This window comes from Shinella sp. CPCC 101442 (assembly GCF_024704725.1).
Taxonomy (GTDB): domain Bacteria; phylum Pseudomonadota; class Alphaproteobacteria; order Rhizobiales; family Rhizobiaceae; genus Shinella.
The window spans coordinates 47,749-70,380 of the sequence record NZ_JALIQS010000004.1 but is presented as its reverse complement, the minus strand read 5'-3'; the positions used below and the strand labels follow the sequence as shown (position 1 = coordinate 70,380).

General features: G+C 64.6%; 22 protein-coding genes. 9 read left to right on the top strand and 13 right to left on the bottom strand.

The features are described from left to right. The first annotated feature begins 19 nt into the window (after window positions 1-19). Together bhcR and MUO32_RS15680 are read left to right on the top strand one after the other, a co-directional pair. Window positions 20-847 carry an HTH-type transcriptional regulator BhcR gene (bhcR, locus tag MUO32_RS15685; RefSeq protein ID WP_257949303.1) on the top strand — a complete coding sequence of 276 codons (828 nt, stop codon included), beginning with the start codon at window positions 20-22 and terminating at the stop codon, window positions 845-847. Between the two features lie 53 nt (window positions 848-900). Further along, on the top strand, window positions 901-1,197 hold the full coding sequence (locus tag MUO32_RS15680) for a hypothetical protein (RefSeq protein WP_069060463.1): 297 nt from the start codon (window positions 901-903) through the stop codon (window positions 1,195-1,197). Here MUO32_RS15680 and guaD read toward each other — a convergent pair whose 3' ends face one another. After that, window positions 1,198-2,541, bottom strand: coding sequence for a guanine deaminase (gene guaD / locus MUO32_RS15675; protein WP_257949302.1), 1,344 nt, complete (start codon window positions 2,539-2,541; stop codon window positions 1,198-1,200). Next, window positions 2,538-3,779: a urate hydroxylase PuuD gene (locus tag MUO32_RS15670; protein ID WP_257949301.1), complete on the bottom strand. Its 1,242-nt coding sequence runs from the start codon at window positions 3,777-3,779 to the stop codon at window positions 2,538-2,540. Before MUO32_RS15670 ends, guaD begins: the two co-directional genes overlap by 4 nt. 140 nt (window positions 3,780-3,919) lie before the next feature. On the opposite strand from MUO32_RS15670, the gene MUO32_RS15665 reads away from it, so the two are divergent. Beyond that, a complete protein-coding gene (locus MUO32_RS15665) occupies window positions 3,920-4,864 on the top strand; it encodes a LysR family transcriptional regulator (RefSeq protein WP_257949300.1) in 945 nt (314 codons plus the stop codon). Here the strand turns inward: MUO32_RS15665 and xdhC are convergent. The 4 genes from xdhC to uraH are packed head-to-tail and all read right to left on the bottom strand — an operon-like array spanning window position 4,854 to window position 9,971. Further along, entirely contained in the window at window positions 4,854-5,702 is an 849-nt protein-coding gene (gene xdhC, locus MUO32_RS15660) for a xanthine dehydrogenase accessory protein XdhC (protein ID WP_257949299.1), read from the bottom strand. The two genes, MUO32_RS15665 and xdhC, sit on opposite strands and share 11 nt — an antisense overlap. A 48-nt stretch (window positions 5,703-5,750) precedes the next feature. Continuing rightward, window positions 5,751-8,117: a xanthine dehydrogenase molybdopterin binding subunit gene (xdhB, locus tag MUO32_RS15655; RefSeq protein WP_257949298.1), complete on the bottom strand. Its 2,367-nt coding sequence runs from the start codon at window positions 8,115-8,117 to the stop codon at window positions 5,751-5,753. 3 nt (window positions 8,118-8,120) lie between these two features. After that, window positions 8,121-9,602, bottom strand: coding sequence for a xanthine dehydrogenase small subunit (gene xdhA / locus MUO32_RS15650; protein ID WP_257949297.1), 1,482 nt, complete (start codon window positions 9,600-9,602; stop codon window positions 8,121-8,123). A gap of 3 nt (window positions 9,603-9,605) precedes the next feature. After that, entirely contained in the window at window positions 9,606-9,971 is a 366-nt protein-coding gene (gene uraH / locus MUO32_RS15645) for a hydroxyisourate hydrolase (protein WP_257949296.1), read from the bottom strand. Between the two features lie 160 nt (window positions 9,972-10,131). Between uraH and puuE the strand changes: the two genes are divergently transcribed. The 4 genes from puuE to MUO32_RS15625 all read left to right on the top strand — a co-directional run bounded on the left by puuE (window position 10,132) and on the right by MUO32_RS15625 (window position 13,975). Continuing rightward, window positions 10,132-11,550: an allantoinase PuuE gene (gene puuE / locus MUO32_RS15640; protein ID WP_257949295.1), complete on the top strand. Its 1,419-nt coding sequence runs from the start codon at window positions 10,132-10,134 to the stop codon at window positions 11,548-11,550. 9 nt (window positions 11,551-11,559) lie between these two features. Then, window positions 11,560-12,567 (top strand): allantoicase, encoded by a 1,008-nt coding sequence (alc, locus tag MUO32_RS15635; protein ID WP_257949294.1) that lies wholly within the window; start codon window positions 11,560-11,562, stop codon window positions 12,565-12,567. After that, complete coding sequence (locus MUO32_RS15630) at window positions 12,564-13,049, top strand: ureidoglycolate lyase (RefSeq protein WP_257949293.1); 486 nt, start codon at window positions 12,564-12,566, stop codon at window positions 13,047-13,049. The genes alc and MUO32_RS15630 overlap by 4 nt, the downstream gene beginning before the upstream one ends. Before the next feature lie 128 nt (window positions 13,050-13,177). Next, the gene (locus MUO32_RS15625; RefSeq protein WP_257949292.1) at window positions 13,178-13,975 is read left to right on the top strand and encodes an SRPBCC domain-containing protein; all 798 of its coding nucleotides are present in this window, start codon (window positions 13,178-13,180) and stop codon (window positions 13,973-13,975) included. A 53-nt stretch (window positions 13,976-14,028) separates the two neighbouring features. Here the strand turns inward: MUO32_RS15625 and MUO32_RS15620 are convergent, their stop codons facing one another. The 3 genes from MUO32_RS15620 to MUO32_RS15610 all read right to left on the bottom strand — a co-directional run bounded on the left by MUO32_RS15620 (window position 14,029) and on the right by MUO32_RS15610 (window position 17,542). Further along, a complete protein-coding gene (locus MUO32_RS15620) occupies window positions 14,029-15,321 on the bottom strand; it encodes an NCS2 family permease (protein WP_257949291.1) in 1,293 nt (430 codons plus the stop codon). Between the two features lie 290 nt (window positions 15,322-15,611). Continuing rightward, a complete protein-coding gene (locus MUO32_RS15615; RefSeq protein WP_257949290.1) occupies window positions 15,612-16,070 on the bottom strand; it encodes a YbaK/EbsC family protein in 459 nt (152 codons plus the stop codon). 71 nt (window positions 16,071-16,141) lie between these two features. Then, entirely contained in the window at window positions 16,142-17,542 is a 1,401-nt protein-coding gene (locus MUO32_RS15610) for a DUF2793 domain-containing protein (RefSeq protein WP_257949289.1), read from the bottom strand. Window positions 17,543-17,885: 343 nt separating this feature from the next. Between MUO32_RS15610 and fabI the strand changes: the two genes are divergently transcribed. Together fabI and MUO32_RS15600 are read left to right on the top strand one after the other, a co-directional pair. Continuing rightward, complete coding sequence (fabI, locus tag MUO32_RS15605) at window positions 17,886-18,632, top strand: enoyl-ACP reductase FabI (RefSeq protein WP_257949288.1); 747 nt, start codon at window positions 17,886-17,888, stop codon at window positions 18,630-18,632. A 36-nt stretch (window positions 18,633-18,668) separates the two neighbouring features. Next, window positions 18,669-19,373 (top strand): VIT1/CCC1 transporter family protein, encoded by a 705-nt coding sequence (locus tag MUO32_RS15600; protein WP_257949287.1) that lies wholly within the window; start codon window positions 18,669-18,671, stop codon window positions 19,371-19,373. A 20-nt stretch (window positions 19,374-19,393) separates the two neighbouring features. On the opposite strand, the gene MUO32_RS15595 is transcribed toward MUO32_RS15600, so the two are convergent. From MUO32_RS15595 to MUO32_RS15580, 4 genes are read right to left on the bottom strand one after another with little or no spacing between them, the layout of a single operon-like run. Next, window positions 19,394-19,987 carry an ATP-binding cassette domain-containing protein gene (locus MUO32_RS15595; protein ID WP_257949286.1) on the bottom strand — a complete coding sequence of 198 codons (594 nt, stop codon included), beginning with the start codon at window positions 19,985-19,987 and terminating at the stop codon, window positions 19,394-19,396. Continuing rightward, window positions 19,977-20,780 (bottom strand): ATP-binding cassette domain-containing protein, encoded by an 804-nt coding sequence (locus MUO32_RS15590; protein ID WP_257949284.1) that lies wholly within the window; start codon window positions 20,778-20,780, stop codon window positions 19,977-19,979. Before MUO32_RS15590 ends, MUO32_RS15595 begins: the two co-directional genes overlap by 11 nt. Then, window positions 20,777-21,631: an ABC transporter permease gene (locus MUO32_RS15585; protein WP_257949283.1), complete on the bottom strand. Its 855-nt coding sequence runs from the start codon at window positions 21,629-21,631 to the stop codon at window positions 20,777-20,779. Before MUO32_RS15585 ends, MUO32_RS15590 begins: the two co-directional genes overlap by 4 nt. Continuing rightward, entirely contained in the window at window positions 21,628-22,632 is a 1,005-nt protein-coding gene (locus tag MUO32_RS15580) for an ABC transporter permease (protein WP_257949282.1), read from the bottom strand. The genes MUO32_RS15585 and MUO32_RS15580 overlap by 4 nt, the downstream gene beginning before the upstream one ends.

The following is a 22,632-nucleotide window of genomic DNA, read 5'->3' as shown; positions in this document are numbered from 1 at the left end:
GGCGGACAGGAGAAATGACATGGCAGAGCATCAGGAAAAGACGCGGGGCAGGCCGGGGCGCAAACCGGCGGAAAATGCGGTGGCCTCCTCCGTACAGGTGCTGGATCGCAGCCTCAAGCTCTTGGAGCTGGTGGCACAGGCGGATGGTGCTGCCCTGACCGATCTTGCCGACCAGTCCGGCATGGCGCCCTCCACGGTGCACCGGCTGCTGACCTCGCTTGCCCAGCACGGCATGGTCACCCATGACGGCGAGACGGGCGCCTGGACGATCGGCGTCAAGGCCTTCGAGATCGGCACCGCCTATCTGCGCTTTCGCAAGCTCGGCACGATCAGCCGGCCGTTCCTCAAGCAGTTGATGGAAGGCTGCGGCGAGACGGCCAATATCGCCATCGAGGACGACGGCGACGTGGTCTTCATCTCGCAGGTGGAAAGCCATGCGCCGATGCGCGCCTTCTTCCGCCCCGGCCGGCGCGGGCCGATCCATGCCTCGGGCATCGGCAAGGCGATCCTCTCGACCTGGCCCGACGCCCGCATCGAGGCGCTGCTCGCCGGCCGCACCCTGCAGCATTTCACCGACAAGACGCGCGATTCCGTGCCGACGCTCTTGGAGGATATTGCAAGGATCCGCATCCGCGGCTGGTCGATCGATGACGAGGAGCACACGCTCGGCATGCGCTGCGTGGCCGCCCCGATCTTCGACGAATATGGCGAGGCGGTCGCCGGCATTTCGGTGTCGGGTCCGGCGGTGCGGCTGCCCGACAGCAAGGTCGACGCCTTCGGGCCGGTCGTTCGCGCGGCGGCGGAAGGGCTGACCAAGGCGATGGGCGGGCGGGCGAAGCGCGCTTGACTTTAAAGCCTTATCGGCCAGTCTACGCGGCGTAGTCACGAGAGGATTTGCCGATGATAGCCAAAGCCCGTTTTGCCATCGCCGCCTTCGCACTTCTTGCAGCAAGTCCCGCTGTTGCAAAGATCCCGCTCGTCAACGCCACCTGTCCCGGCAATATCGAAGTTCATGCCGACGAGGGCGGGCCGATCTATATCAATGGCACGGAAGCCAAGCTGCACGTCTTCAACGACAACTATTATGAGGCCAAGGGCCACGGGGTGACGATTTCGCTCTCGATCAACCCGGATGGTTCGCCCGCCGTTTCCTATACCGGACACGGCGGCGCGAATGGTGTCTGCACCCTCAAATAGTCAGGCGCTTTCGAGCAGGCGGCTTGCCGCAGCCGCACGCTTGGCCGCCTTGCCCTTCATGGGCTTGCCGGCGACATAGACTTCCGCCACGCAGCGGTCATCACCCATGGTCTGAAGAATGAAGAGTTCTTCGGCGAGCGACGTGGCCGTCTGCATGCGGTATTCCATCGCCGACTTGCCGCTGGAATCGAGCACGACGATATCCGCATCCGCGCCCGCATGCAGCGAGCCGATATGGTTGTCGAGGCCGAGCGCGCGGGCATTGCCGAGCGTCATGCGGTAGAAGGAGGCAAACGGCGTCAGCCGCTGGCCCTGCAGGTGCAGCACCTTGTAGGCCTCGTCCATGGTTTCCAGCATGGAGAAACTCGTGCCGCCGCCGACATCGGTCGCAACCGACCAGCGGGCGCCGAGCTTGTCGAAGCGGTCGCGGTCGAACAGGCCCGAACCGAGGAAGAGGTTCGAGGTCGGGCAGAAGACGCCGACGGCGCCGCTCTCGGCGAGAACCGAAATCTCCCGGTCGCTCAGATAGATGCAATGGCCGAGCAGCATGCGGTCGTTCAGCAGGCCGTAACGGGCATAGATATCTGTATAATCCTTGGCCGCCGGATAGAGCGAGGTCGCAAAAGCGATCTCGTCGCGGTTTTCGGACAGATGCGTCTGGACGTAGCATTCCGGATGTTCGGCAACGAGCGCCTGGCTCATCTCCATCTGCTCCGGTGTCGACGTGATGGCAAAACGCGGGCTGATCGCATAGTGCGCGCGGCCGCGGCCGTGCCACTTCTCGATCAGGCGCTTCGTCTCGTCATAGCCCTGCTGCGGCGTATCGCGCAGTGCGTCCGGCGCATTGCGGTCCATCATCACCTTGCCGCCGATCATGCGCATGCCGCGCGCTTCGGCCGCCGAGAAATAGGCCTCGACACTTTCCGGATGCACCGAGCAGTAGGCGACCGCGGTCGTCGTGCCGTTGGACAAAAGCTCGTCCATGAAGCGATCCGCCACGGCCGCCGCATGGGCGGGGCGTGAAAACTTCTGCTCCTCGACGAAGATATAGGTGTTCAGCCATTCGAGAAGCTGGGCGCCATAGGAGGCGATCGCCTGGGTCTGCGGGAAATGCAGATGCGTGTCGATCAGGCCGGGCAGGATGAGGTTCGGGCGGTGGTCCGCAATCTCGACCTCGGCACCGGCACGCTTGCTGACATCCGCGTAGTCGCCGGCCTCGACGACCTTGCCGCCCCGCACGAACACCGCTCCGTCCTCGAAGTAGCGATAGGAGGCAGTATCGTCGATGCCCTGCGGCTCATTGACGAAGGTCAGTACACGGCCACGGATCAGCAGTTCGCTCATTGGGTTTTCTCCCCGCTCACAGCGCTTTCGTACCAGGCGACGAAGAGCTTGCGCTCCTCGTCCGAAACCTGGGTGACATTGGCCGGCGGCATGGCGTGCGACCGGCCGGCCTGCAGATAGATTTCGCGCGCATGGTTGGCGATGTCGCCATCCGTCTCCAGCACGACGCCCTTCGGCGGCACGACCATACCTTCCCAGCCGGGTTCCTTGGCGTGGCACATGGCACAGCGGCCAAGCACCGTGTCACGCACCTTCGGGAAGGCTTCCGCCGTGATGAACGGCTGCTGGATAGCCGAGACCTTGGCATCGGCCGTCTCGCCCGTCAGAACCTTCGGCACCGTGGAGAGCCACATGATGAGGACGAAGAGCAGCGCCGTTGCAAGCCAGGTCCAGGTCGGATTGCCGGCATTGGCGGATGTGGTGTTGAAATAGTGGCGGATCGTGACGCCCATCAGGAAGACCAGCGAGGCGATGATCCAGTTGAACTCCGTGCCGAAGGCCAGCGGATAGTGGTTCGACAGCATCAGGAACAGCACGGGCAGCGTCAGGTAGTTGTTGTGCGTGGAGCGCTGCTTGGCGATCTTGCCGTATTTCGGATCGGGCGTGCGGCCGGCGATGAGGTCGGCAACGACGACGCGCTGGTTCGGCATGATGATGAAGAACACGTTCGCCGACATGATCGTCGCCGTGAAGGCACCGAGATGCAGGAAGGCGGCGCGGCCCGTGAAGAGCTGCGTGTAACCCCAGGCCACCGCGACCAGGATGAAATACAGCGCCACCATCAGCCGCGTGTTGTCGTTGCCGAAGGGCGACTTGCAGATCAGGTCGTAGATGATCCAGCCGAAGCCAAGCGACGCGAGCGAGATGGCGATTGCCACCGGCTTCGAGACGTCGAGCACGTTCGGGTCGATCAGGTAGAGATCCGCCCCGGCATAATAGACCAGACAGAGCATGCCGAAACCGGAGAGCCAGGTGGCGTAGCTTTCCCACTTGAACCAGACGAGGTGCTCGGGCATCGCGGCCGGCGCGACCAGGTATTTCTGGATGTGGTAGAAACCACCGCCATGAACCTGCCACTCCTCGCCATGCGCACCCGGCGGCAGGTCGGGATGTTTCTTCAGGCCCAGGTCGAGCGCGACGAAATAAAAGGACGAGCCGATCCAGGCAATCGCCGTGATGACGTGCAGCCAGCGGACGGCAAACATGAGCCAGTCCCAGGCAATGGCATATTCGTACATAGGGGCCTCCACCCATTTTCCATGCACCTGTTTGCCATCAAGTGATTTTCGCGGAAATCCCGGTGAATCCTCAACACTTTCAAAAAAATCTATAAGATCACGCCCACTTTGATCTGCACGCCAATGTGGTAGAAAGAACCATGTCCTATCTCGATAATGTGCGCGTCTTCGTTCGTGTGGTCGAACTCGGTACCCTTTCGGCAGCAGGGCGCGACCAGCGCGTCACCCCCGCAGTCGCCAGCAATCGCATCAAGGAACTGGAGCGCCATCTCGGCGTGCGGCTGTTCAACCGCACGACGCGCAAGCTCTCGCCGACCGAGCATGGCCGGGTGTTCTACGATGGCGCCGTGAAGATCATCGAGGCGGTCAACGAGGCGGAAGCGGCGATCGCCGATCTCTCGCGCAACCCCAAGGGCTCGCTCAGGATCACCGCACCGCTCGGCATCGGCCGGCGGCTCATCGCCTCGGGCATCCCGGAATTCCACGACAAATACCCGGATATCGAAGTGCGCGTGCGCCTGTCGGACCACAATGTCGATATTCTCGCCGAAGGCGTCGACGTTGCCTTCAAGCTCGGCGTGCTGGAGGATTCGAACCTGCGCATGCGCGGCATCCTCAATTGCGAACGCGTGCTCTGTGCGTCACCGACCTATCTCGCCCGCCGCGGCACGCCTGCGAACGCCGATGCGCTGATTGCCGACAAACACGACTGTCTGCTGCTGCGCTATCCCGGCTCGAAGGAATACTACTGGACGCTGGTGACGGCGGACGGCCCGCGCAAGTTCGAGGTCGCCGGCCCCTATGACAGCGACGACGGCGACGTCCTGACCCAATGGGCGCTGGAGGATCGCGGCATCATCAACAAGCCGCTGTTCGAGGTGAAGGCGCATCTGAAGGAAGGCCGTCTGGTCGAAATCCTGAAGGACGCGCCGCCCGCCGCCGTGCAGCTCGCCGCGATCTATCCGCACAAGCGCTTCCAGGATCCGAAACTGCGCCTGATGATCGATTTCATGGCCGAGCGATGTCAGCGGCTGATCGGCAAGCTGCTCGCAGACGAGCCGGCCGCCGAAGCGCCTAGCGACTGACCGCCACCCGGCGCTCCGTCTTGGCGGCAACCCAGCTCAGCGCCGCCGTCATGATCTCGGCCGCAGCAAGCGTTGCGATGACCGCCGGCCGCTTGTCCTTCACCGCCGTGCCGCCGATCGGGCAGACGAGATTGGAAAACAGTTCTGGCCGGTCGATTTCGCGCGCCAGCCAGTTGCGGAAGGTCGTGCGCTTGGTCTTGGAGCCGATCATGCCGACATAGGCCGCATCCTCCCGCCGCAATGCCTCCGCGGTGATGAGGAAATCGAGCGCGTGGTCGTGGGTGAGGATGACGAAGCTGCTGCCGGCCGGTGCATCGCGCACCACGGCCTCCGGCATCGCCGTCAGGCAGGTTTCGATACGCGGCACCGTGCAGGCGACGAGTTCATCCTCGCGCGTATCCACCAGCACGACGCGCAGCGGCGCAAGCGACAGCGCCATGGCCAGCGCATCGCCGACATGGCCCGCGCCGAAGACATAGACATGCGGCCGCGACGCCATTTCCCGGTCGCTGCGGTCGATCAGGTCTTTCGCGAGGGCCGGATTGAGGGCGGTGAAGGACAGCCCGACCCGGCCGCCGCAGCATTGGCCGATCTCCGGCCCGAGCGGCACGTTCATCGGCTCGGCGGCCGACCCGGAGCGCAGCGCCCGGCGCGCCTGGTCGATCGCCATATATTCCAGCTGCCCGCCGCCGATCGTCGCGAAGATCGCCCGCTCCGATACCAGCATCCAGGCATCGGTGTCGCGCGGCGTAGAGCCCGCGGCACCCGTCACTTCGACCAGGATCGCTCCCGGCTCGCGGCGCAGGAAATCCCGGATGTCTTCGCGAGCGGCCGGCATGACATCACCCCTGCTTTTCTTGGTCGCAATTCCGGACGGAAAACCGCATCACACTTTTCCTGGATTTGCTCGGGCGGCTTTCAGCCGCTCGATCGCCATCAGCACGCATTCGGGCGTAGCTGGCGCATCGAGACGCGGGCAGATCTTGTGGTCCGCCACGCTCGCTACCGCATCCGACAGCGCATGCAGCACGGCAAGGCCGAGCGGCAGCGGCGGCTCGCCGACCGCCTTGGAGCGGTGGATCGTCGGCTCATAGGCCTCCGACCAGTCGGTCAGCGCGACGTTGAAGATTTTTGGGCGATCCGATGCGAGCGGGATCTTGTAGGTGGAGGGCGCATGGGTGCGAAGCCGCCCCTTGCCGTCCCACCACAGTTCCTCCGTCGTCAGCCAGCCCATGCCCTGGATGAAGCCGCCCTCGATCTGGCCGATATCGATGATCTTGTTCAGCGAACGGCCGGTGTCGTGCAGAATGTCGGTGCGCTCGACGATATATTCGCCGGTCAGCGTGTCGACGGACACCTCCGAACAGGCCGCACCATAGGCGTAATAGTAGAAGGCATGGCCGCGGCCCTTCGAGCGATCCCAGTGGATCTTCGGCGTCTTGTAGAAGCCGGCCGCCGAGAGCTGGACGCGGGCCATATAGGCCTTCTTGACCAGTTCGTTGAAGGAGATTTCCGCGTTACCGATGCGCACCCGGTTCGGCAGGAACACCACCTGGTCGCGCGGCACCTGATGGCTTTCCGCCGCGAAATCGATCAGCCGGTCCTTGATCTGGCGCGCGGCATCCTGCGCCGCCATGCCGTTGAGGTCGGCGCCCGAGGAGGCGGCGGTCGGCGAGGTGTTCGGCACCTTGGCGGTCGTCGTCGCCGTGATCTTCACCCGGTCGAGATCGATCTGGAACTCTTCCGCCACCACCTGCGCCACCTTCAGGTGCAGGCCCTGGCCCATTTCCGTGCCGCCGTGGTTCATGTGCACGGAGCCGTCCGTGTAGACATGCACCAGCGCGCCGGCCTGGTTGGATTCCGTCTTGGTGAAGGAAATGCCGAATTTCACCGGCGTCAGCGCAAGCCCGCGCTTGACGATGCGGCTCTTCGCGTTGAATTCGGCGATCGCCTTGCGGCGCCCGGCGTAATCCGCACTTTCTTCCAGTTCTGCGACGATGCGCTGGATGATGCAGTCCTCGACCTTCTGGTGGTACGGCGTGAGGTTGCGGTCTCCTTCGACGCCCATTGCGTCGTAGAAATTCAGCTTGCGGATTTCGAGCGGGTCCTTGCCGACGGCGAAGGCCACCTCGTCGATGACGCGTTCCGCGCCAACCATGCCCTGCGGGCCGCCAAAACCGCGGAACGCCGTGTTGGACACCGTGTTGGTGTAGAGCGGCGCCGACTTGGCATGCACATGCGGGAAGAAATAGGCGTTGTCGCAGTGGAACAGCGCCCGGTCACCGACCGGACCGGACAGGTCGGCGGAAAAGCCAGCCCGCAATGCAAACGTATAATCGATGCCGAGGATGCGACCCTCGTCGTCGAAGCCGACATCGTAGTCGATGGCGAAATCATGCCGTTTGCCGGTCGCGACCATGTCCTCGTCGCGGTCGAGCCGCACCTTGACGGCACGGTTCAGCTTCTTGGCGGCGATGGCGGCAAGCGCCGCGCACTGGTTCGCCTGGGTTTCCTTGCCGCCGAAGCCGCCGCCCATGCGGCGCACTTCCACCGTCACCGCATTGCTCGGCACGCCGAGCGCGTGCGCGATCATGTGCTGCGTCTCGCTCGGGCCCTGTGTCGAGCAGTAGACGAGCACTTCGTCGTCCTCGCCGGGAACGGCAAGCGAGACCTGACCTTCGAGATAGAAATGGTCCTGGCCGCCAAGCCGCATGCGGCCCGTCACGCGGCGCGGCGCGCTTTCAAGCGCTGCCGCCGCGTCACCGCGCTTCAGCGTCAGCGGCGTGACGACCTGCCGGTGCGTCTTGACGTCGAGGTCCCAGATGTCGATGTCGGCCGGCAGTTCCTCGTATTCGATCTTGGCGAGCCGCGCAGCGCGGCGGGCCTGTTCGCGGGTTTCCGCGATCACGCAGAAGATCGGCTGGCCGTGGAACTCGACCTTGCCATTGGCGAGCACCGGGTCGTCGTTCATGTAGGACGGCGAGATGTCGTTGACGCCGGGCACGTCTTCATGCGTCAGCACGTCGACGACGCCGGGGGCCGCCCGCACCGCCGAAAGATCGACCGACTTCAGGATGCCGTGCGCGACGGTCGACAGTCCGAAGCCGGCATGCAGCGTGCTGGCGGGTTCGGTGATGTCGTCGATATAGACGGCTGAACCGGCGACATGCTTGTGCGCGGAATCGTGGCGGATGCTCGCATGGACGCCGCCTTCGATCTTTTCTGCCTTGAGATCAGGAGTGTGCTTGTTCATGGCTCACGCAGCCTCGTATCTGGACACCTGTGCGGGTGCATCGCTGGATGTCGTTTCCATAAAGAACCGCAGAAGCAGGTTTTTCGCCACCAGCGCGCGGTATTCGGCGGTGGCACGCATGTCGGTCAGCGGCGCATAGTCTTCCGCGTACTTTTCCATTGCCGCTTCCACCGTGGCCTCGGTCCAGGGCTGGCCGACAAGTGCCTTTTCAACGGCGAAGGCCCGCTTCGGCGTCGCCGCCATGCCGCCATAGGCGATACAGATTTCGGCCACCGTGCCATCGGCGGCAAGTGCCAGGCGGAAGGCGCCAAGCGTCGCCGTGATGTCCTCGTCGCGCCGCTTGGTCACCTTGTAGACGGCGAACTTTTCCGCCGCGGCCGGTGCCGGTACATGCACGGATTCGACGAATTCGCCGGGCTGGCGATCCTGCTTGCCATAGGCGATGAAGTAGTCTTCCAGGCGAATGGTGCGCCGAACCGACCCCTTGCGCAAGGTGAGCGTGCTGGCGAGCGCGATCAGCGCCGGCGGCGTGTCGCCGATCGGCGAGCCATTGGCGATGTTGCCGCCGATCGTGCCCATATTGCGCACCTGCTGGCCGCCGATACGGTTGATCAGGGGGCCGAGCGCCGGAATATGCTGGGACAGCGTGTCGATCGCCTCGGAATAGGTGACGCCGGCGCCGATCGAGACCGTGCCGTCCTTGACGGTGATCGACTTCAGCTCGTCGAGCCCGGCGATGAAGACCACCGGCGAGATATCCCGCATGTGCTTGGTGACCCAGAGGCCGACATCGGTGGAGCCGGCGACCACGGTCGCGGTCGGCGTTGCCTCCAGCACGCCAGCAAAATCGTCGAGGCCGGCCGGTACGACCAGCCGGTGTTTGCCGTCGGCGATCTCGACGCGCGCACCGTCCCGCAGCGCCTTGAGGCGCGCGATCATCGTTGCGCGTTCAGTCAGAAGCGGATCCTTCTCCGTCCCGCCATAGCTGGAGATGGCGCGCGCCGCGCGCAGGATCGGCTCATAGCCGGTGCAGCGACAGAGATTGCCCTGGAGCGCCGTCTCGATCTGCTGGTCGCTCGGATGGGGTGTCTGCATCCACAGCGCATAAAGCGACATGACGAAGCCCGGCGTGCAGAAGCCGCATTGCGAGCCGTGAAAATCCACCATCGCCTGCTGCACCGGGTGCAGGTGGCCGTCGCGGGCGGCGACATGCTCGACCGTCACCACATGACAGCCGTCGAGCGAGCCCATGAAGCGGATGCAGGCATTGACGCCCTCGTAGACGAGACCGCCCTCTGGCGTCAGGCGGCCGACCAGAACGGTGCAGGCGCCGCAGTCGCCCTCGGCGCAGCCTTCCTTGGTGCCTGTCAGCAGGCGGGAGAGGCGCAGCCAGTCGAGCAGCGTGTGGTCCGGTGCGACATCGCGAAGGGCCACGTCCTTGCCGTTCAGGATGAAGCGCAGCTCGGAGCGGATTTCGACGGCCATGGATTAACTCCCGCGGTAGGTGGAATAGCTGAACGGCGAGACGAGCAGCGGCACATGGTAGTGCGCGCCTTCATCGGCAAGCCCGAAGCGGATGGGAATGATATCGAGGAACAGCGGGCCATCCGCCGTGCGGCCGAGATAGTCGCCGGCGTGGAAACGCAGCTCGTAGGTGCCGGCCTTCATGGTCTCGCCCGACAGAAGCGGTGCATCGCAGCGGCCGTCATCGTTCGTCTCGGTGGTCTTCAGGAGATGGAACGCATCGCCCTCGACACGGTACAGTTCGATGCGCAGACCTTCTGCCGGCTTGCCGCGCGCGGTGTCCAGAACGTGGGTCGTGAGCCGGCCGGCTCCGTTCGAATGAGACTGCATGTTTTCCTCCCGAGCACAGCGCTCCTCCTTCCCACTATCTGTCAGGCGCATTCCCCTGAGAAGCAGCAGTATCGTTCGAGACTTTCAAAATTTCCTGAGGAATGGTGCGCCCGATTCCGGGTTAGACATTGGTCATCATAAACGTTTGGAGGAGCGTTCCATGCGATATTGCCGCGACATGCACGGATACGGCCAGACCCCGCCCAAGGCCGCATGGCCGGGTGAAGCGCGCGTGGCCGTGCAATTCGTGCTGAACTACGAGGAAGGCGGGGAGAATTGCGTGCTGCATGGCGATGCGGCCTCCGAAGCTTTTCTGTCGGAAATTGTTGGTGCCGCGCAATGGCCGGGCCAGCGCCACTGGAACATGGAATCGATCTACGAATACGGCGCGCGCGCCGGCTTCTGGCGCCTGCACCGGCTGCTCACGGAAAAGAACGTACCCGTTACGGTCTATGGCGTGGCGACCGCCCTCAAGCGCTCGCCCGCCCAGGTCGCGGCGATGATCGAGGCCGGCTGGGAAATCGCCTCGCACGGGCTGAAATGGGTCGAGCACAAGGACATGAAGCCGGAGGAGGAGCGCGAAGCGATCGCCGAGGCGATCCGACTGCACACGCTCGTCACCGGTGAGCGGCCGCGTGGCTGGTATACGGGCCGCTGTTCGGTCAACACGGTCGATCTGGTCGCCGAGACCGGCGGCTTCGACTACATCTCCGACACCTATTCCGACGACCTGCCCTACTGGTACGAGCACAACGGCCGGCAACAGCTCATCATCCCCTATACGCTCGATACCAACGACATGCGCTTCGCCACGCCGCAGGGCTTCAACAGCGGCGACCAGTTCTTCACCTATCTGAAGGACAGTTTCGACGCGCTCTATGCCGAGGGCAAAGCGGGCAACCCGAAGATGATGAGCATCGGCCTGCACTGCCGCCTGATGGGTCGCCCCGGCCGCGTCATGGCGCTTGCCCGCTTCATCCACTACATCCAGAGCCATGAGAAGGTCTGGATTTCCAGGCGCGTGGACATTGCCGAGCACTGGGCGAAGACCCATCCGCCGCAGCCGCTTTCGGAGCGTCCTTCGCAAATGGCGGAGGAGGATTTCGTCCAGCGCTTCGGCGACATCTTCGAGCATTCCCCCTGGATCGCGCGCCGCGCCTGGTCGGAAGAACTTTCGCCGGCTAACGATACCGCCGTGGGCCTTGCTGCGGCGCTCACCTTCCAGTTCCGCGCCGCAAGCGACGAGCAGCGCCTCGGTGTTCTCGTCGCCCACCCGGATCTTGCCGGCAAACTGGCGCAGGCCAAGCGCCTGACCGCAAGTTCCACGGACGAGCAGGCGTCGGCCGGGCTCGACGCGCTGACCGACGAGGAGCGCACCCGCTTCACCGATCTCAACGATCGCTACGTCAGGAAGTTCGGCTTTCCCTTCATCATCGCCGTGCGCGACAACACGAAAGCCAGCATCCTCGCCGCCTTCGAGAAGCGCATCGCCCATGACCGCGACGCCGAATTCGCCACCGCCTGCAAGCAGGTCGAGCGGATCGGGCTCTTGCGGCTCAAGGCGCTGCTGCCGGCCTGAGGACAGACCATGTCCACCCCCGCCCTGCCTGTCTTCGCGCGCGGAACCATCAACCTTGCCTCGGCGGGCCTCGGGGCGAAGGGGCTTTTTGCGACGGACGAGTTCTTCGGCCCGCTCTCGCGCATGCTCCGCGACGAACCGGCCGTCTACCATGCCGGCGTCTACGACGCGCACGGCAAATGGATGGACGGCTGGGAAACCCGGCGGCGGCGCGGGCCGGGCCACGACCACGCCGTCGTGGCGCTGGCGACCCCCGGCCGCATTCGCGGCTTCGACGTGGATACCGCCTTCTTCACCGGCAACTACCCGACGGCCTGCGCCATCGAGGCCTGCCATGCACCCGGCGGCCCGGACGAGGCGACGCAATGGGTGGAATTGCTTTCGGCCAGTCCGCTCGGGCCGAGCGCCCAGCATTTCTTCGACTGCGCCGCCGACGGCCTGTTCAGCCATGTGCGCCTGAGAATCTATCCCGATGGCGGCGTGGCGCGGCTGCGGGTCTACGGCATTCCGGCACTCTCTCCCGCCGAAGGACCGATCGATCTTGCCTCGGCGCTCGCCGGCGGCCAGGTCATCGCCTTTTCCAACGGGCATTACGGCCATCAACGCTTGCTAGCACCCGGCCGTGGCGTCAATATGGGTGATGGCTGGGAGACCAGCCGCCGCCGGCAGCCGGGTCACGAATGGATCGTGGTGAAGCTCGCCGCGCGGGCGACGGTGGACAGCATCGTCGTCGATACCGCCCATTTCAAGGGCAACTATCCGGACGCCTGCTCCCTGCAGGCCGCCGACCTGACGGGCACGACGGGGGACCTCCCCACCCTTGTCACCGCCGCGTCGATGTTCTGGCAGGAAATCCTGCCCGAGCAGAAACTGGCCGCCGACCGTATCCACACGTTCGATGGCCAACACGTGAAGCGGGCGGATGCCGTGACGCATGTCCGCCTGAACATTCATCCGGACGGCGGTATCAGCCGTCTCAGGGTTTTTGGCCATCCGGCCGAGGGAGGAAAGACATGAAGACCATTGAAATCAGAGAGCTCACCCGCGAGGCCTTCGCGCCCTTCGGTCAGGTCATCGAGCAGGACGGTGCGCATAATTTCCCGATCAATGCGGGCAAGTGCACGCGCTACCACGATCTCGCCAACATCGAGACGACCGGCGAAAAGGCCCGGCCGATGATCAGCCTCCTGCGTGGCGAGCCCTACCCGCTGCCGCTGGAGCTGGCGATGGTGGAACGCCACCCGCTCGGCAGCCAGGCCTTCATTCCGCTCAGCGACGCTTCGTTTCTCGTCGTGGTCGCCGAGGAGACGGAAAGCGGCCCGGCCGAGCCCATCGCCTTCCGCACCGCGCCCGGCCAGGGCGTCAATATCGGCCGTAACGTCTGGCACGGCATCCTGACCCCGCTCGACAAGACCTCGGACTTCGCCGTGGTCGATCGCGGCGGCGAGGGTGTGAACCTCGAAGAGCACTTCTACGACGAAACCTTCCTGGTCCGCTGATCCACCACCGGGGATGCGGATCCGCCGGCCCGCCTCCACGGGCCGGCATTTCTGTCTTCACGGATGCGTGACGGCCGCTCCTTGTCTCGCGTGTTATTCTCGGCACGCGACACAAAGAGAGGAAGACCATGCCGATAAAACTCGATGCGAGCGGCAAGCGCTGGGTGGAACTGGAATTTCTCGTTCCCGGTGCGCCGGACGCGGTCTGGCACGCCATGGCGACCGGTTCCGGCAACGCTGCCTGGTTCACCATGGCCGAGATCGAGGAAAGGATCGGCGGCCGGGTCACCTTCCATTTCACGCCTGATGTCACCGGCCACGGCACGGTCACCCATTGGGAGCCCCCGTGCCGTTTCAGCTATGTGGAGGCCGACTGGGCGGAAGGCGCTCCGCCCGTCCTGACCGACATCACGATCGTCGCACGTTCTCCCGACGAATGCCTCGTGCGCATGACCCATTCCATCGTCGGCCCGTCGTCCCATTGGGATGGCCAGATGGAAGGGTTCGAATCCGGCTGGCCGGGCTTTATCGATGTGCTGCGGCTCTATCTCACTCGGCATGCCGGCGAAGAGGCCGCCTCCTTCCAGCTTTTTGCCGAAGCCAGAGGCGACGCCCTTGTCGTCTGGCGAACGCTGCTGGACGGGCTCGGCCACGAAACGGCCGATGTGGGTGAAAACTGGACCCTGGAGGCTGGTGAAACGCTGTTCGGCGAGGTGGTCGTCGTGCGTCAGGACGCGGTGCAGCGCTATGTGATCCTGCGCATCGATGGAGAGGTACCGGGCGTGGGGCTGTTCGGGCTCTACGATGCGGGCGAGGCGATCCGCCTCAGCCTCTGCCGCTTCTTCTACGGTGCCGGGGCCAGCGAGGCTGCCGTCGCCGCCCGCCCCAAATGGCACGCCTGGCTCGATGCCGTCGCGACCTCCTGAAACGCAAACGGGCCGCGTGATGAGCGCGGCCCGTTCGTTTGTCGAATGTCGTCCTATTCCGCGAAGAACGCGAAACGGATGACGAAGAGGAGCGCGACGATCGCCGTTGCCGGATGGATGTCCTTCCACTTGCCGGTGAAGAGCTTCATGACGACATAGCTGATGAAGCCGAAGGCGAGGCCGTTGGCGATAGAATAGGTGAAGGGCATGGCGAGCGCGGTGAGTGCCGCCGGTGCCGCCTCGGTCAGGTCTTCCCATTCGATTTCCGTCAGCTCGCGCATCATCAGGCCTGCGACATAGAGCAGGGCCGGGGCCGTCGCGACGCTCGGAACCGAGCCTGCGAGCGGTGAGATGAAGAGGGCGGCGAGGAACAGGACCGCGACGGTAAGTGCGGTCAGGCCCGTACGGCCGCCGGCCTGCACGCCCGAGGCGCTTTCCACATAGGCCGTGGTGCTGCTCGTGCCCATCAGGGAGCCGGCGACGATCGCCGTGCTGTCGGCGAGAAGCGCGCGGCCGAGACGGCTCTTCTTGCCTTCCTGGATGAGGTTGGCGCGCTTGGCGACGCCGATCAGCGTGCCGGTGGCGTCGAACACTTCGACGAGCACGAAGACCAGGATGACATGCACGAGGCCGCCATGCAGCGCACCCATGATGTCCAGCTGCAGGAAGGTCGGCAGGATCGACGGCGGGGCGGAGACGATACCCTGGAACTGGCTGACGCCGGTAACCCAGGACAGAATCGTCACGGCAAGAATGCCGATCAGGATCGCACCCTTGATGCGCAGCGCATCAAGCACGGCGATGATGAAGAAGCCGAGGATGGCGAGCAGCGGGCCGGTGGCCTTGAGGCTGCCGAGACCGACGAGCGTTGCCGGGTTGTCGACGACGATGCCGGCGTTCTTCAGCGCGATGATGCCGAGGAAGAGGCCGATACCGGCCGCAATGGCACTGCGCAGCGAATGCGGGATGCCTTCGATCAGCCAGCTGCGCACCCCCGTGACCGTCAGGAGCACGAAGATGATGCCGGAGATGAAGACCGCGCCCAGCGCCTGCTGCCAGGTGAAGCCGAGTGCGGCCACCACGGTGAAGGCGAAGAAGGCGTTGAGGCCCATGCCGGGCGCCATGCCGATCGGCCAGTTGGCGACGAGTGCCATGACGAGCGAGCCGAGTGCGGCAGCAAGACAGGTCGCCACAAAGACGGCATCGCGGTCCATGCCGGTGGTCGACAGGATGTCCGGATTGACGAAGATGATATAGGACATAGTGAGGAAGGTCGTCAGACCCGCCACCACTTCGGTGCGCACGGACGTGCCGTGCTCACTCAGCTTGAAAAGCTTTTCGAACATGTTTTCTCCCCCTGGCGCGCCAGCGGCGGCGCCGTGCAAAACCTCCGGGCCAGATGCTCCTCCAGCAGCCCGGAACCAAGCCGACGCTTCGCACTGCGAAGCGCCTGCCCGCGGGTCTCCCGCGGCCGCGCGCCGCTGTCCGCCGGAAGCCGGCCGCGGTTGATCACAGTTTCGTCATATTGCTTGCTTGAGCGCAATTTTGCCAGCCGGGCATTTCCCCGGATTTTCGCGAAACTCTTTCACGATAAGCCGGTTGGGAGGCGGCCATACGCGATCGACAAGGGTCCGCGTTACTCGCAGACATCGACCCATTCGCCTCTGACGAGGCTCGCCATGCGTTCCGGCGCGATGCGCACCGCCGCATTCGTCGCGCCCGCCGCCGGAACAACCTCGTCGAAGGGTTTTAGCGACACATCGCAATAGACCGGCACGGGCGCGGGCAGGCCGAACGGGCAGACGCCGCCGACGGGGTGGGAGGTGATGGCCAGCACCTGTTCCGCATCGAGCATGCGCGGTTTTGCGGCAAAACGGTCCTTGAATTTGCGATTGCTGAGCCGCGCCGTGCCGGCCGCCACCAAAAGCACGATCTCCTCCCCGACGCGCAGGCAGATCGTCTTGGCGATCTGTTCGGGCGCCACGCCATGCGCCTCGGCCGCAAGCGTCACGGTCGCCGAGCTCTGCTCGGTGACGAGAACGGCGATGTCTGGAGCGTTTTCGGTGAAGAAGGTGCGGACGGATTCGAGAGACATGTTCCTGTCATAGCCAGTCCGGCGGGCCTGATGCAAGAGCCGCCGGACAAGCAACGCATACGATGCTTTCGTCAGGCGTAGATACCGCCCGTCGGATTGGTGCCGACCGTCGAGCCGGGCAGATAGGTCGTCGCCTTGCCGAAGGTGTTGATGACGCCATTCGTCTCGGCGATGTAGCGGCTGCCCGTCGCCGCACCGGAGATCGTCAGGTTCGACAGGGCGATGGCGGCGCAGTTGCTCGCCGCGAGGAAATGCGTGAAGGCAGGCGTTCCGGTCAGCGTGACGGTGCGGCTCGCGCCCGACACGTAGCCGGCGCCGATATTCATGTGCCGTCGCCCGCCCCCGGAGATCGTATAATCCTCCTCGATGGCGATATGGCAGGGATTGTCCGCGAAGATGTGATCCGCATTGGCGCCGACCGCACCGAACTCGAGCTTGCCTGTGCGCAGATGGACGCCGTTGCCCACCGAGAGCGCATGGATCAGATCCGTGGCGATGACGAAGCGCAGGCCCGCGACACGCACCTGCGCACCGTTGCGGAAGCTCAGGCCTGCACTCAGCACGACCGAGGCCGGCGTCGTCTCGTTGCCCTTGATGATCAGCGTGCCCCCGCCCAGCAACGGACGCGCCACGGTGGCGCCTGCGGCATAGGTGCCGTTCGCGAGCTGGATCGTCACGTCGTAGGTTGCGCAATCGAGCTTGTGCGCCTCATCGACCGCCTTCTGCAGGGTTGCAAACGGAACACCTGCGCTCAAGCCGCTATTGCTGTCACTGCCGGTCGTGGCGACATAATAGGTGCGCGCGGCGGTCAGCTGTATGCGGAGGCCCGTCGCACCCACGGGAAAGGAGACGCGTCCGGTGCTGCGGTCGACAACGATGGCGTCGATGAAAGACGTTCCGGCGGGACTGACCTTAAAACGCAGATCGTCGTTCGCGACCAGGCCGATCTCGGCTCTCGGCGAGAAGCCGGCCTGGAAGACGAAGGACGCTGTGTCTCCGGCAGAAGCCTTGTTGATCTTGATCTGATGCCCCATTCCTTCATGGGTGAAGAGAGAAGCTTCGCCCGCGACGACCAACCGGTTTGGCGCTTCTGCCGCCGCGTTGAGGCCAAGTCTGTCCGGCAGCGCGACGTTGAAAGCGGAAAGCGCCCAGTCGGTGGAGCCGAAGGTCAGCAACCTGCCTTCATCGACGACATGCGCAAGCCAGCCGGTACGGGGCATGTAGAAGACCCATGCCTCGTCCTGCCAGGCGGCAACGTGTTTTTCACGCCCGGCCCATGCGCCCGAGGCGCCTGCCGGCACGATGTAGCGCGCACCGGAAACAGGCGCCGGCGGCGGTGTCGCGACGGTCCTGCTCGTCACGGCCAGCTGCACGACGGCATCGAGTGCCTTGATGGCCTCGTTGTGGGTGACGTGTTTCTGGGCTTGAGAAGGGAGGATGTAGGGCAGGTTCAGGTTTTCGGTTGCGTCCATGTCGTCCGGTTTCCAGTTGGGCTTCGGACGATTTTAGATCGAGCAGTGGAAGCGGGGAAAACCGCCCGTGATTTTGGGGTCGTTTGAACGGCGAGAGACCCCGCGACATGTCTGACGCCGGAACGGCTGCCCGGCGATGCCTGGTGCCGCGAAACAGCGTCTATGCTCTTCCAGGCGTATTCCGGTGCCCTGCCGGTTTTTCGCATCCGGCCGGTATTGTCCGGGATACATCGCTTGCAAAATCCCTGTCACGGTCTACAGCGATAGAGGATCAGGACGGTCTCTCCTCCCGATGGGCCGCAGGAATGCGGCCTTCCGGACAGGCTTCACGGGAGAAAAGTGCATGAAGGGTCTCATCATCGGCCTTGCCAATGATCAATCGCTCGCCTGGGGATGCGCGAGAGCTCTGAAGGCCGCCGGGGCGGAACTGGCCATCACCTATCAGAACGACAAGGCGCGGAGCCACGTCGCGCCGCTGGCCGAAGAGGTCGGCGCGCCCATCCTCCTGCCGCTCGACGTGCGCGACGCCGGGCAGACGGCGGCGCTGTTCGAGACGATCGGGGACCGCTGGGGCCGGCTCGACTTCCTGCTGCATTCCATCGCCTTCGCTCCGAAGGCGGACCTGCACGGCCGCGTGACGGACAGCTCGGCGGAGGGCTTCGCAACGGCGATGGATATTTCCTGCCATTCGCTGGTCCGCCTGGCGAAACACGCCGAGCCGCTGATGGCAAGCGGCGGATCGATCCTCACCATGAGTTTTTACGGGGCGGAGAAAGTCGTACCCGGCTACGGCATCATGGGGCCGGTCAAAGCGGCGCTGGAGGCGAGCGTGCGCTATCTCGCCACCGAACTTGGCCCGCACGCCATCCGCGTCAACGCCCTGTCGACCGGTCCGGTGAAGACACGCGCCGCCTCCGGCCTCACGCATTTCGACGACCTGATGGCCAAGGCAGCCGAACGTGCGCCGCTCCACCAGCTCGTCACCATAGACCAGATCGGCGAGGCCGCCGCTTTCCTGCTGTCCGACAAGGCCCGCTATATCAGCGGCCAGACCATCTATGTCGATGCCGGGTACAACACATTGGGCTGAGGGACCGGCGCGCTTGCGCCGATATCTGGAAACAGCATGACACGTGCGCTTGATGACCTGCTGCAAAAATCGATGCCTGTTTTGACGGATCCCGCAGAACGCCGCAACGCGACGCTGGCGGCCAATGACGGTATCATCGCGACGGCGGGCATTCTCGAAGGGCTTGCCGGCGCGGGCGCCGATGAAACGACGCTCGTGATGGCGGCGACCGTCGCGACCATAGCCGGGATGTTCAGCGCCGGCGGCGCGAAATGGGCGGAGGCAGCGGCCGAACGCGAAGCGCAGCTCAATGCGATACGGGAAGAAAAGGTCGAGATCAGGCAGCAGCCGCAAACCGAGCTTTCCGAACTCGCCGCATATTACGAAGAAAAGGGGCTCAGTCCGCACCTGGCGCAGGAAGTCGCGGCGGAGCTGATGCGGCGCTCGCCGCTGAAGGCGCAGCTGGAGAGCGAACACGGCATCCTCGATGTCATGTCGAACGCCGACGTCCTCAGGGCCGCCACCGGGTCGGCCATCGCCTATGCACTGGGAGCGGCTATTCCGCTGTCCATCACCATCGCCGTGCCCGTGCGTCTGGAAACGGGGGTAATCCTCGCCGCTGTCGCGGCATCGCTCACGCTGACCTCGATCGTCGGAGCCCGCGCCGGGCGTCTGAACGTCTCGTTCACCCTCATCCGCACCCTGGTCATCGGGATCGGCACCATTGCGGTCAGTTACCTTGCCGGCAGGATCGTCTTTTGACGGCAATCGGGTAAGAACTGCTACAGCGTGACCGTCTGAGCCGCTACCCTGTCCAGCAGCGCCCGATCATGGCTGATCACCAATATGCCGATGTCCCGTTTCTCCGAAACATCGATCAGGGCATGCCAGATCTCGCTTTGCGCAATGGGGTCGAGCATGGATGTGATTTCATCGGCGATCAGGAAGCGGGTTCGCGGCGTCAGGGAACGCAACAGCGCCACCCGCTGCAACTCGCCGCCGGACAGTTCGTGGGGATAGCGGTCGAGCCATTGCCGCCTTATGCCGAGCGCCTGCATCAGCGCCTCATCGGGCAGACAGGCTTCCGATACGATCCGCCCGATCTTCCACCGCGGATTGACGGCGAAAATCGCGGTCTGGTGTATGAGTTGAACGGGATTGAAGCCTGACGAGACCGGTGCGGCACCGTCGATCAGCACCCTGCCCTTCGTCGGCAGAAGATGCCTGGCCAGGATCTTCCCCAGCGTCGACTTGCCTCGCCCCGACTTTCCCGTCAGGCCCGATATCCGGCCGCTTTCGAGCGCCAGATCGACCCCATCGAGGACAGGCGTCCCGCCGCCAAAGCCAAATCCGACCGCCACCGCCTCAAGCCTCATGGCGCACTCGCGAAAAGCCGTTCTGCGGCAGGGCATTCCAGATTAAGCGGGCATAGGCGGTGGACAGCGCTCCGCCGTCACCCGCGAAGGCACCGGCCCGCTCCTCGGCGGCGACCTGCCCGCCGCTGAGGAGGACCACCCGGTCCGCGATCTTCAGCGCCGCCGAAAGATCGTGGGAGATGACGATGACGGCTTTTCCCGCTTCGGCGAAGGATTTCAGGCAGCGAAAGACCCGTGCCGTGTTCTCCGCGTCGAGGCCGTTGCTCGGTTCGTCGGCAAGGACGAGATCGGCGCCCGACGCCGTCGTCATCGCCAGCATGACGCGGCGTGCCATGCCGCCCGACAGCGTATGCGGGAAGGTGCCGGCAACGGCGGGTGCGAGATCGAAGCGCGACAATGCCCCTTCCACCGCGCCCGGCGTCGTCATCGGATGGCGCGCGCGCCGGGCGGCCCAGCGAAGCTGCTGGCCAACCGTGGCGAGCGGATCGAGATGGGCGACCGACTGCGGGATCAATGCGATGCGGTTGCCACGCAAGGCGGCTTGCGCCCGCGCGTCCAGAACGCGCCCGTCGAAGCGCATGGTGCCGCCGGCCAGGGCATTGGCCGGCAGAAGACCCATGACGGCATGGGCAAGCAGGCTCTTTCCCGCGCCCGAGGCCCCGAACAAAGCCAACACTTCGCCGCGCGCGACAGCAAGCGAAATATCGCGCACGCAATCGATGGCAATCCGGCGCATCAGGCCGTCGCGGCGATGGAACGAAACCGTCAGCCTTTCGATCTCGAGCACGCTCATGACCGGCCTCCCCGTGGATCCGTCAATGCGCGCAGCCCGTTGCCGATGACATCGAAGCACAGAACGGCGACCAGCAGCAGAAAACCCGGGAACAGGCCGAGCCACCATTTGCCGGCCATGAGGTAGCGCATCGATTCCGACAGCAGGATGCCGATCGCCGGCTTGCCGGGTTCCAGCCCGAAGCCGAGAAAGGTCAGCCCCGCCTCGTGCAGGATGGCGTGCGGAAAGAGCAGGACGAAGCCGACGATCATCTGTGGAATCAGGTGCGGCAGGATGTGATGCCGGGCGATGAACCAGCGCGATTTGCCGAAATTGCGTGAAACGGCGACATAGTCCGCATTGCGCACCTGCAGGATCTCCGCGCGCAGGATGCGTGTAAGCCGCGGCCAGTGGGTGACCGCGACGGCGATGACGACGGCGGTCGTGCCGCCGCCGAGCGCGAAGGAAATCAGGATCAGCAGCACGAGATGCGGCAATCCCATGGTCATGTCGGTGAGCAGCGACACGATGCTGTCGGCCAGCCGCGAGCCGCTGGCCGCCACGATGGCAAGGCAGGTGGCGATGATCACCGATATTCCAGCCGCCAGAAAACCGATGCGGAAGCTGAGCGCCAGCCCCTTGATCGTCCGTGCCAGCACATCGCGGCCGAACATGTCGGTGCCGAAGAGATGCTGAAAGGAGGGCGGCTGAAGCCGCGCCTGAAGGTCGCTCGCCAGACCGGATGCACCGGTGAGCCAGGCCGCAAGCAGGATGGCGGCGAGCAGCAGCACCGCGATCCCGGTTGCAACGAGCACGGGCCCCACCTTGTCGAGCGACGGTGTTTCCGAGGGTCTTTCGAATGCCACCGTCATTCCGCAACCCCCCGCCATGTTTCGCTTGCCGATGAAATGCGCGGGTCCGCGACGTGGTAGAGGACGTCCGCGATCGTATTGCCGACGGAGACGAACAGGGTCGTCATGAGTGTGATGGCGAGAAGCAGAGGCACATCGCCGCGGATGCCGGCCTCAATGGTGGCGCTTCCCAGGCCCGGATAGGAGAACACGGTTTCGGCAAGGATCGAGCCGCCGAAAAGCTCGCCAAGGGAGGCGAAGAGAACGGTGATCGCCGGCAGGGCGGTATTGCGCACGCCGTGATGCAGGATGATATCGAGCGTCGTGCCGCCTTGCGCCCTCGCATAGAGCACGAAGTCGGACTGCATGATCTCGATCATCTTGACGCGCGTGTGGAGTGCGATCTGCGCGATGCCCAGGATCGACAGGCCGACGAGCGGCAGCAGGAGATGATGCAGGCGCTGCAGCAGCGTGACGTCTTCGGGCAGCAGGCCGATAGGCGCCGCACAGCAGACGGGCGTCCAGCGCAAACCCACCGAAAAGACGATCAGCAGCAGGATCGCGATCCAGAAGGTCGGTGTCGCCGCCAGAATATAGGCATAGAGCCGGATGACGCGATCGCTCCAGCTGCCGGGTCTGGCACCGGCCCAGATGCCGAGCGAAAAGCCGATGACCCCGGAAAAGACCCATGCCAGCCCCATGAGAACGACGGAAGACCGGAAGCGCTCCGAAATGACGTCGGCGACGGGGGCGTTGTAGGTGACGCTCCACCCCAGATCACCCGTCAGAATGCGTGAAAACCACTTCACGAACTGGACGCCGGCGGGCTGGTCCAATCCCCATTTCTCCGCGATGAGCGCCCGCTGCTCCGGGCCGACCCGCGCGATATCCGGGCCGAGATAGGCATCGATCGGATCGACCGGGGAAAACTTCGCCAGCAGGAAGGCCACCGCCGCCACACCCGCCAGCACAAGTGCCAGGCGGACAAGTCGAACGAGAACGAAAGCCGTCCAGGACCCCAT

Excerpts from the sequence above, each read along its gene's own strand:
- guaD (WP_257949302.1), bottom strand. The coding sequence starts at position 2,541 with ATGAGCGAACTGCTGATCCGTGGCCGTGTACTGACCTTCGTCAATGAG.
- MUO32_RS15610 (WP_257949289.1), bottom strand. The coding sequence starts at position 17,542 with ATGGACGCAACCGAAAACCTGAACCTGCCCTACATCCTCCCTTCTCAA.
- MUO32_RS15665 (WP_257949300.1), top strand. The coding sequence starts at position 3,920 with ATGTCCTATCTCGATAATGTGCGCGTCTTCGTTCGTGTGGTCGAACTC.
- MUO32_RS15590 (WP_257949284.1), bottom strand. The coding sequence starts at position 20,780 with ATGAGCGTGCTCGAGATCGAAAGGCTGACGGTTTCGTTCCATCGCCGC.
- MUO32_RS15680 (WP_069060463.1), top strand. The coding sequence starts at position 901 with ATGATAGCCAAAGCCCGTTTTGCCATCGCCGCCTTCGCACTTCTTGCA.
- xdhA (WP_257949297.1), bottom strand. The coding sequence starts at position 9,602 with ATGGCCGTCGAAATCCGCTCCGAGCTGCGCTTCATCCTGAACGGCAAG.
- MUO32_RS15580 (WP_257949282.1), bottom strand. The coding sequence starts at position 22,632 with ATGGGGTCCTGGACGGCTTTCGTTCTCGTTCGACTTGTCCGCCTGGCA.
- bhcR (WP_257949303.1), top strand. The coding sequence starts at position 20 with ATGGCAGAGCATCAGGAAAAGACGCGGGGCAGGCCGGGGCGCAAACCG.
- MUO32_RS15615 (WP_257949290.1), bottom strand. The coding sequence starts at position 16,070 with ATGTCTCTCGAATCCGTCCGCACCTTCTTCACCGAAAACGCTCCAGAC.
- xdhB (WP_257949298.1), bottom strand. The coding sequence starts at position 8,117 with ATGAACAAGCACACTCCTGATCTCAAGGCAGAAAAGATCGAAGGCGGC.
- MUO32_RS15625 (WP_257949292.1), top strand. The coding sequence starts at position 13,178 with ATGCCGATAAAACTCGATGCGAGCGGCAAGCGCTGGGTGGAACTGGAA.
- MUO32_RS15585 (WP_257949283.1), bottom strand. The coding sequence starts at position 21,631 with ATGACGGTGGCATTCGAAAGACCCTCGGAAACACCGTCGCTCGACAAG.
- uraH (WP_257949296.1), bottom strand. The coding sequence starts at position 9,971 with ATGCAGTCTCATTCGAACGGAGCCGGCCGGCTCACGACCCACGTTCTG.
- MUO32_RS15630 (WP_257949293.1), top strand. The coding sequence starts at position 12,564 with ATGAAGACCATTGAAATCAGAGAGCTCACCCGCGAGGCCTTCGCGCCC.
- xdhC (WP_257949299.1), bottom strand. The coding sequence starts at position 5,702 with ATGCCGGCCGCTCGCGAAGACATCCGGGATTTCCTGCGCCGCGAGCCG.
- MUO32_RS15620 (WP_257949291.1), bottom strand. The coding sequence starts at position 15,321 with ATGTTCGAAAAGCTTTTCAAGCTGAGTGAGCACGGCACGTCCGTGCGC.
- MUO32_RS15670 (WP_257949301.1), bottom strand. The coding sequence starts at position 3,779 with ATGTACGAATATGCCATTGCCTGGGACTGGCTCATGTTTGCCGTCCGC.
- alc (WP_257949294.1), top strand. The coding sequence starts at position 11,560 with ATGTCCACCCCCGCCCTGCCTGTCTTCGCGCGCGGAACCATCAACCTT.
- puuE (WP_257949295.1), top strand. The coding sequence starts at position 10,132 with ATGCGATATTGCCGCGACATGCACGGATACGGCCAGACCCCGCCCAAG.
- fabI (WP_257949288.1), top strand. The coding sequence starts at position 17,886 with ATGAAGGGTCTCATCATCGGCCTTGCCAATGATCAATCGCTCGCCTGG.
- MUO32_RS15595 (WP_257949286.1), bottom strand. The coding sequence starts at position 19,987 with ATGAGGCTTGAGGCGGTGGCGGTCGGATTTGGCTTTGGCGGCGGGACG.
- MUO32_RS15600 (WP_257949287.1), top strand. The coding sequence starts at position 18,669 with ATGACACGTGCGCTTGATGACCTGCTGCAAAAATCGATGCCTGTTTTG.